The following is a 6408-nucleotide window of genomic DNA, read 5'->3' on the forward strand; positions in this document are numbered from 1 at the left end:
CCTCCCGCTCAGGGGATAGGCTTTGGGAGCGGTGTTAAGAGGGGACCCCTTCTATACAAAAAGCGATAAGCGGGGGCCCTTCCTTTCACCCGTACACCCCCCGCCCGGCCTGGGCGCGGGGTAGTTTCCGTGTGTCCACCCAGAGGTTGTGATCATGACCGTGCTCGCCGGTCTGCTGACCGCCGCGCTTCGAGACCCCGCGCTGGCCCGGGCCCGGACGTTGGCCCGTGGCGGTGGTGCGGAGGCGGACGGGCTCGAGCTCACCGCCCCGCCGGCGCTGCGGCCGTTCATGGTCGCCGCCGTGGCGGCCGGTGAGGGCCAGGGCGGCGCGGGGCGGCCGGTGCTCGCCGTGACCGCCACCACGCGGGAGGCCGACGACCTTGCCTCGGCGTTGGGCAGCCTGCTGCCGCCGGGGCAGGTGGTGGTCTATCCGGCCTGGGAGACGCTGCCGCACGAGCGGCTCTCGCCCCGGTCGGACACCGTCGGGCGGCGGCTCGGGGTGCTGCGCAGGCTGGCCCATCCGGAGTTGGCCGAGCACGACGGGCCGGTCCGGGTGGTCGTCGCACCGGTCCGGTCGGTGTTGCAGCCGCAGCTCAAGGGGCTGGGTGACCTGGAACCGGTCCGGCTCGCCGTCGGTGCCGAGGCCGGCCTAGAGGAGACCTCGCGCCGGTTGACCGACCTCGCGTACGCCCGGGTCGACCTGGTCACCAAGCGCGGGGAGTACGCCGTCCGGGGTGGCATTCTCGACGTCTTCCCGCCCACCGACGAGCATCCGTCCCGGGTCGAGTTCTGGGGCGACGAGGTGGAGGAGATCCGTACCTTCGCCGTCGCCGACCAGCGGACCATCGAGGCGGTTCCGGCACTCTGGGCACCGCCCTGCCGGGAACTCCTGCTCACCGACCCGGTACGCCAGCGGGCCGCCGAACTGGCGGCGGAGCACCCGGAACTGGCCGAGATCCTGGACAAGCTGGCCGAGGGTATCCCGGTCGAGGGGATGGAGTCGCTCGCTCCGGCGCTGATCGGCGACGACTCCCTCGAACTGCTGCTGGACTGCATGCCGACCGGCACCCACGTACTGCTCTGCGACCCGGAGCGGATCCGGACCCGGGCGCACGACCTGGTGCGTACCTCGGCGGAGTTCCTGGAGGCGAGCTGGGCTGCGGCGGCCGTCGGTGGCCAGGCCCCGGTCGACGTCGGCGCCGCCGCCTTCAAGACGCTGGCGGAGGTACGCAAGGCCGCCACCGGCCTCGGCCAGCCCTGGTGGTCGGTGTCCCCGTTCGGTCTGGTCGAGTCCGCCGGGCCGGCCGACGTGCAGCCGTGGGAGGTCGAGCCGGAGTCGGTGGTCTCGGTCACGCCGGACGCGGGCGAATCGGTGGCGCTGGCCGCCCAGCCGGTCCCGCTCTACCACGGCGAGACCGACCGGGTGGTCGACGACCTTCGACGCTGGGTCGGCGAGGGCTGGGGGGTGGCGCTGGTCTTCGAGGGGCACGGGCCGGCGCAGCGCGCGGTCGAGGTGCTCCGGGACGCCGGGCTCGGTGCCGCGCTGACCGAGACGATTCCGGCGCCGCCGGGTCCCGGGGAGCTGGTCGTCGCCTGCGGGTCGCTCAACCACGGCTTCCTCGACGCCGCGTCCCGGTTCGCGGTCGTCACCGGCAACGACATCACCGGCGGCCGGGGCTCGTCGACCCGCGACATGCGCAAGATGCCGAGCCGGCGGCGCAACACCATCGACCCGCTGGAGCTGCGGGCCGGCGACTACGTCGTGCACGAGCAGCACGGCATCGGCCGGTACGTCGAGCTGGTACAGCGCACGGTGAACGGCGCCGAGCGGGAGTACCTGGTCATCGAGTACGCCGCGAGCAAGCGCGGGCAGCCCGGCGACCGGCTCTTCGTTCCCACCGACCAGCTCGACCAGCTCTCCCGGTACGTCGGTGGCGAGGCGCCCACGCTGCACAAGATGGGCGGCGCGGAGTGGCAGAAGGCCAAGGCGCGGGCCCGGAAGGCAGTCAAGGAGATCGCCGCCCAGCTCGTCCAGCTCTACGCCGCCCGAAAGGCGTCCAAGGGGTACGCGTTCGCCCCGGACACCCCGTGGCAGCGGGAACTGGAGGACGCCTTCCCGTACACCGAGACGCCGGACCAGCTCGCCGCGATCGAGGAGGTCAAGCGGGACATGGAGCAGTCGATCCCGATGGACCGGCTGATCTGCGGCGACGTCGGGTACGGCAAGACCGAGATCGCGGTCCGGGCCGCGTTCAAGGCGGTGCAGGACGGCAAGCAGGTGGCCATCCTGGTGCCGACCACCCTGCTGGCCCAGCAGCACTACAACACCTTCGCCGAGCGGATGGGGCAGTTCCCGGTGCAGATCCGGCAGCTCTCCCGGTTCCAGACGCCGAAGGAGGCCGAGCTGACCCTGGAGGCGGCCGCCGACGGCAGCGCGGACATCGTGATCGGCACCCACCGGCTGCTCCAGGCGGCCACCCGGTTCAAGCAGCTCGGCATGGTGGTGGTCGACGAGGAGCAGCGGTTCGGGGTCGAGCACAAGGAGCACCTCAAGACCCTGCGTACCGCCGTCGACGTGTTGACCATGTCGGCGACGCCGATCCCCCGGACCCTGGAGATGGCGATCACCGGCATCCGGGAGATGTCGACGATCGCCACCCCGCCGGAGGAACGGCACCCGGTGCTGACCTTCGTCGGCGGGTACGACGACCGGCAGGTCGCCGCCTCGATCCACCGTGAGCTGCTCCGCGACGGCCAGGTCTTCTACCTGCACAACCGGGTCGAGTCGATCGACCGGGCGGCCCGTCGGATCCGGGAGCTGGTGCCGGAGGCCCGGGTCGCCGTCGCGCACGGCCAGATGGGCGAGGACGCCCTGGAGAAGGTCATGGTCGGCTTCTGGGAGAAGGAGTACGACGTCCTGGTCTGCACCACGATCGTGGAGTCCGGCATCGACATCCCGAACGCCAACACGCTGATCGTGGAGCGGGCCGACCTGCTCGGGTTGGCCCAGTTGCACCAGATCCGGGGCCGGGTCGGCCGGGGCCGGGAGCGGGCGTACGCGTACTTCCTCTATCCGCCCGAGAAGCCGCTGACCGAGCACGCGCACGAGCGGCTGGCCACCATCGCCCAGCACACCGAGCTGGGCGCCGGAATGTACGTGGCGATGAAGGACCTGGAGATCCGGGGCGCCGGCAACCTGCTCGGCGGCGAGCAGTCCGGACACATCGAGGGGGTCGGCTTCGACCTCTACGTCCGGATGGTCGGCGAGGCGGTGCAGACCTTCAAGGGGGAGGCACCGGAGGAGGAGGTCGACATCAAGGTCGACCTGCCGATCGACGCGCACCTGCCGCACGACTACATCGGGGTGGAGCGGCTGCGGCTGGAGATGTACCGCAAGCTCGCCGAGGCCCGGGACGCCGCCCGACTGACCGAGGTCGTCGCCGAGATGACCGACCGGTACGGCGAGCCGCCGGAGCAGGTCGCGAACCTGGTCGCGGTGGCCCGGTTCCGGCTGCTCGCCCGGGCGTACGGGCTCACCGACGTCTCCGTCCAGGGCCGGCATGTCCGGTTCGGTCCGCTGCCGCTGCCGGACTCGAAGCAGCTCCGTCTGAAGCGGTACCACCCGGACGCGGTCTACAAGGCGGCGACCGACCAGGTCAGCGTGCCCCGCCCGACGACCCGCCGGATCGGCGGCGATCCGCTGCGGGACCAGGCCCTGCTGGACTGGTGCGCCCAGCTCCTCCGGGACGTGCTGGGTGACCCCGTGCCGTCGGTGGCCGCGGGTGCGTGAGAGAGTGTCGAGCATGCAGCGTGCCCGTCGTCTGGCTTCGATCGCGGTGATTGCCGTGCTCGGCACCACCGTCCTCTCCGCCTGCCGGTCCGACTCCACGATCGCCGCGTACGTCGGTGATCGGAAGATCACCGAGGACGAGGTGACCAAGGTCCTCGACGACGCCCGGAGCAAGGTTCCGCCGGGCGGTCACGTGCCGAGCGCGGACCCGAGCACTCCGCCGGACCCCAACACTCCGCCGGGCGAGGCCGAGGTGAAGGCGCCGACCCGGTCCGAGGTCGTCCGCGCGCTGGTGATGCGGGAGGTCTGCAAGCGGTTCTCCGCCGGCAAGAGCTTCAGCTCGCCGGAGCGCCCGCCGCTCGACGAGTGGGCCAAGCAGCAGGGCCTGCCGCCGGGGTCCCGGTACGCCGAGGAGTCGCTCGATCTGGCGCTCTGCGTCGCGGGCGTACCGCAGGGCGAGGCGGAGCCGACCAAGGAGGAGTTGCAGTCCCTGGTGGCCCTGGGCCGGAAGACCGGTGCGGTGCCGCCCGACGCGAAGGACGACGAGGCCGGGAAGCAGCTCGACCAGCCGCAGTTGCGTGGCGGTCTGGCCCTGCGCAACACGCTGACCCAGGCGGTTGCCGACCAGAAGGTCACGATCAACCCGCGGTACCGCCCGCTCGAGTACCCGGTGCTCTTCCTGAGCGGCACCCCGGCGGTGAGTGTCACGGTCGGTCAGGATGGCCCGGACACGGTCATCGACGCGCGCTGAGCGACGGGGTGGACGCCCGGGTAGCGACGCCCGTACCCGCGATGGGCCGGATCGTACTGCTGGTCACCTCGCCCCGGCTGCCGGCCGGGGTGATGACCGCGGCGGCCTGGGACGTCGTACGCGCCTTTCCGGTGCTGGCGGGCGCGGAGAGCGAGCTGACCACGGCCGTACGGGTCACGGGTGCCGAGGTCACCGTCACCGGTACGCCGACGGCCGCCCTGCTGGACGCGGCGGCCGCGCACGGTACGGCGGTCTGGCTGGCCGGCCCGGCCGGTGACGAGTTCCTGGCCCGGGAGTTGGGTCTGCGGCTGGCCCGGGAGCCCGGCCTGGCCGAGCTGGAACTGATGTACGGCTCCTGGGATCCGCCCGGCGCCCGGCTGCTCGACGCGGTCGCCGTGATGGACCGGCTGGCCTCGCCCGGCGGGGATCCGTGGAAGCGGTCGCAGACCCACACCACCCTGGCCCAGTTCCTGCTGGAGGAGTGCTACGAGGCGTACGACGCCATCGCCGCCGGGGATCTCGTGGCACTCCGAGAGGAACTCGGGGACGTGCTGTTGCAGGTGGTGCTGCACGCGCGGCTGGCCGAGAACCTGCCCGACGACGAGCGGTGGACGATCGACGACGTGGCCGGTGGCCTGGTCGAGAAGATGATCCGGCGCAATCCGCACGTCTTCGCCGGTGCCCCGGTCGGCAGCATCGAGGAGATCACCGAGAACTGGGAGCAGATCAAGCGGGCCGAGAAGCCTCGCGGCTCGGTGCTGGACGGCGTCGCGCTCTCCCAGCCGGCGCTGGCGCTGGCGGCGAAGATCCTGCACCGGGTGGAGCGATCGGGTCTGGACCTGCCCACGCCGGAGCCGTCGGCGGAACTGGATCCCTCGGCGCGGCTCGGCGCGAGCCTGCTCGACGCGGTCGTCCGGGCTCGGGCGGCGGGGCTGGACGCCGAGGCGGCGCTGCGCCAGGCGACCCTGGAGTACGCCGCGGCGGTCCGGGCCGCCGAGAGCGACTCCGTACCGCCCTCCTGACGCCGCTCGGCGGTGCCCGACGCCGAGCGCTCGTGGCGGCCTCTGTGGTGGACAGGCCAATTGTGATCAGGTGGCCGATGTCATTGACGCCTGTCCAACTGATCGACGCTGTTGATCTGCTGTTTTCTCGACGGGATCCGTCGGTTCGGGTCGCTGCCCGGCCCGGCGCGGGTGCGCGGTCCCCGCGTACAGTCCGGCGGCGAGCCCGATCGCCACCACCAGCACTCCGGCGGTCTGTCCGAGGTCGGGCGCCCGGCCAGCCTGGACCGCCGCGGTGACGAGCGTGGCCACCGGCATCAGGCCGACGAGCACGCCGGCCCGTTCGACCCCGAGTTGGCGCAGCCCGGTGAACCAGGCGAGGAACGCGACCACGGTCATCAACGCCGCGAGGTAGCCGAGGGTGGTCGCCTCCACCGCGCTGGGCAGGCGCCACCGGGCGACCTCGCCGGCCGGCAGCGCCGCCAGCAACAACAGTGGTACGGCCAGCGCACAGCTGTAGGCGGCCACCCGTACCGGCCCGAGCCTCGGTAGTACGGCGGCGGCCAGTAGCGAGAAGGCGATCTCGCCACCGAGCGCCCCGACCGAGGCCAGTACGCCGATCGCGTCGGTCCGTCCGCTGCCCTGCACCAGCGCGGTACCGGCGACGACGATCCCGGCCGCGGCCACCAGTCGGATGGTCGGACGGCGGCCGCCCAGCAGCGGGCCGAGCAGGGCGAGCCCGAGTGGCGCCGCCCCGATGAAGGTGCCGACGACCGCCGGATCGGCGTGCGGCAGGGCGATCAGGATGCAGGCGTTGAACGCGGCGAGTCCGGTGCCGGCGAGAGCGGTCAGGATCACCCACTCGC

The 6408-nt window shown here is 72.4% G+C and carries 4 protein-coding genes; 3 read left to right on the top strand and 1 reads right to left on the bottom strand.

From position 1 onward, the window contains the following. Nucleotides 1–160: 160 nt before the first annotated feature. Genes mfd through I0C86_RS19490 form a run of 3 tightly spaced genes read left to right on the top strand, consistent with a single transcriptional unit; the run spans nt 161 to nt 5563 of the window. Nucleotides 161–3790: a transcription-repair coupling factor gene (mfd, locus tag I0C86_RS19480; protein WP_196202692.1), complete on the top strand. Its 3630-nt coding sequence runs from the start codon at nt 161–163 to the stop codon at nt 3788–3790. Nucleotides 3791–3803: 13 nt separating this feature from the next. Continuing rightward, nucleotides 3804–4541, top strand: coding sequence for a hypothetical protein (locus tag I0C86_RS19485; RefSeq protein ID WP_196202689.1), 738 nt, complete (start codon nt 3804–3806; stop codon nt 4539–4541). Nucleotides 4542–4582: 41 nt separating this feature from the next. After that, nucleotides 4583–5563: a nucleoside triphosphate pyrophosphohydrolase gene (locus tag I0C86_RS19490; protein WP_196202690.1), complete on the top strand. Its 981-nt coding sequence runs from the start codon at nt 4583–4585 to the stop codon at nt 5561–5563. 66 nt (nt 5564–5629) lie between these two features. Here the strand turns inward: I0C86_RS19490 and I0C86_RS19495 are convergent. Beyond that, nucleotides 5630–6408: DMT family transporter (locus tag I0C86_RS19495; protein WP_196202691.1), on the bottom strand; the 779-nt coding region annotated here is incomplete at its 5' end.

It is taken from the genome of Plantactinospora alkalitolerans, assembly GCF_015690345.1.
GTDB classification, from domain to species: domain Bacteria; phylum Actinomycetota; class Actinomycetes; order Mycobacteriales; family Micromonosporaceae; genus Plantactinospora; species Plantactinospora alkalitolerans.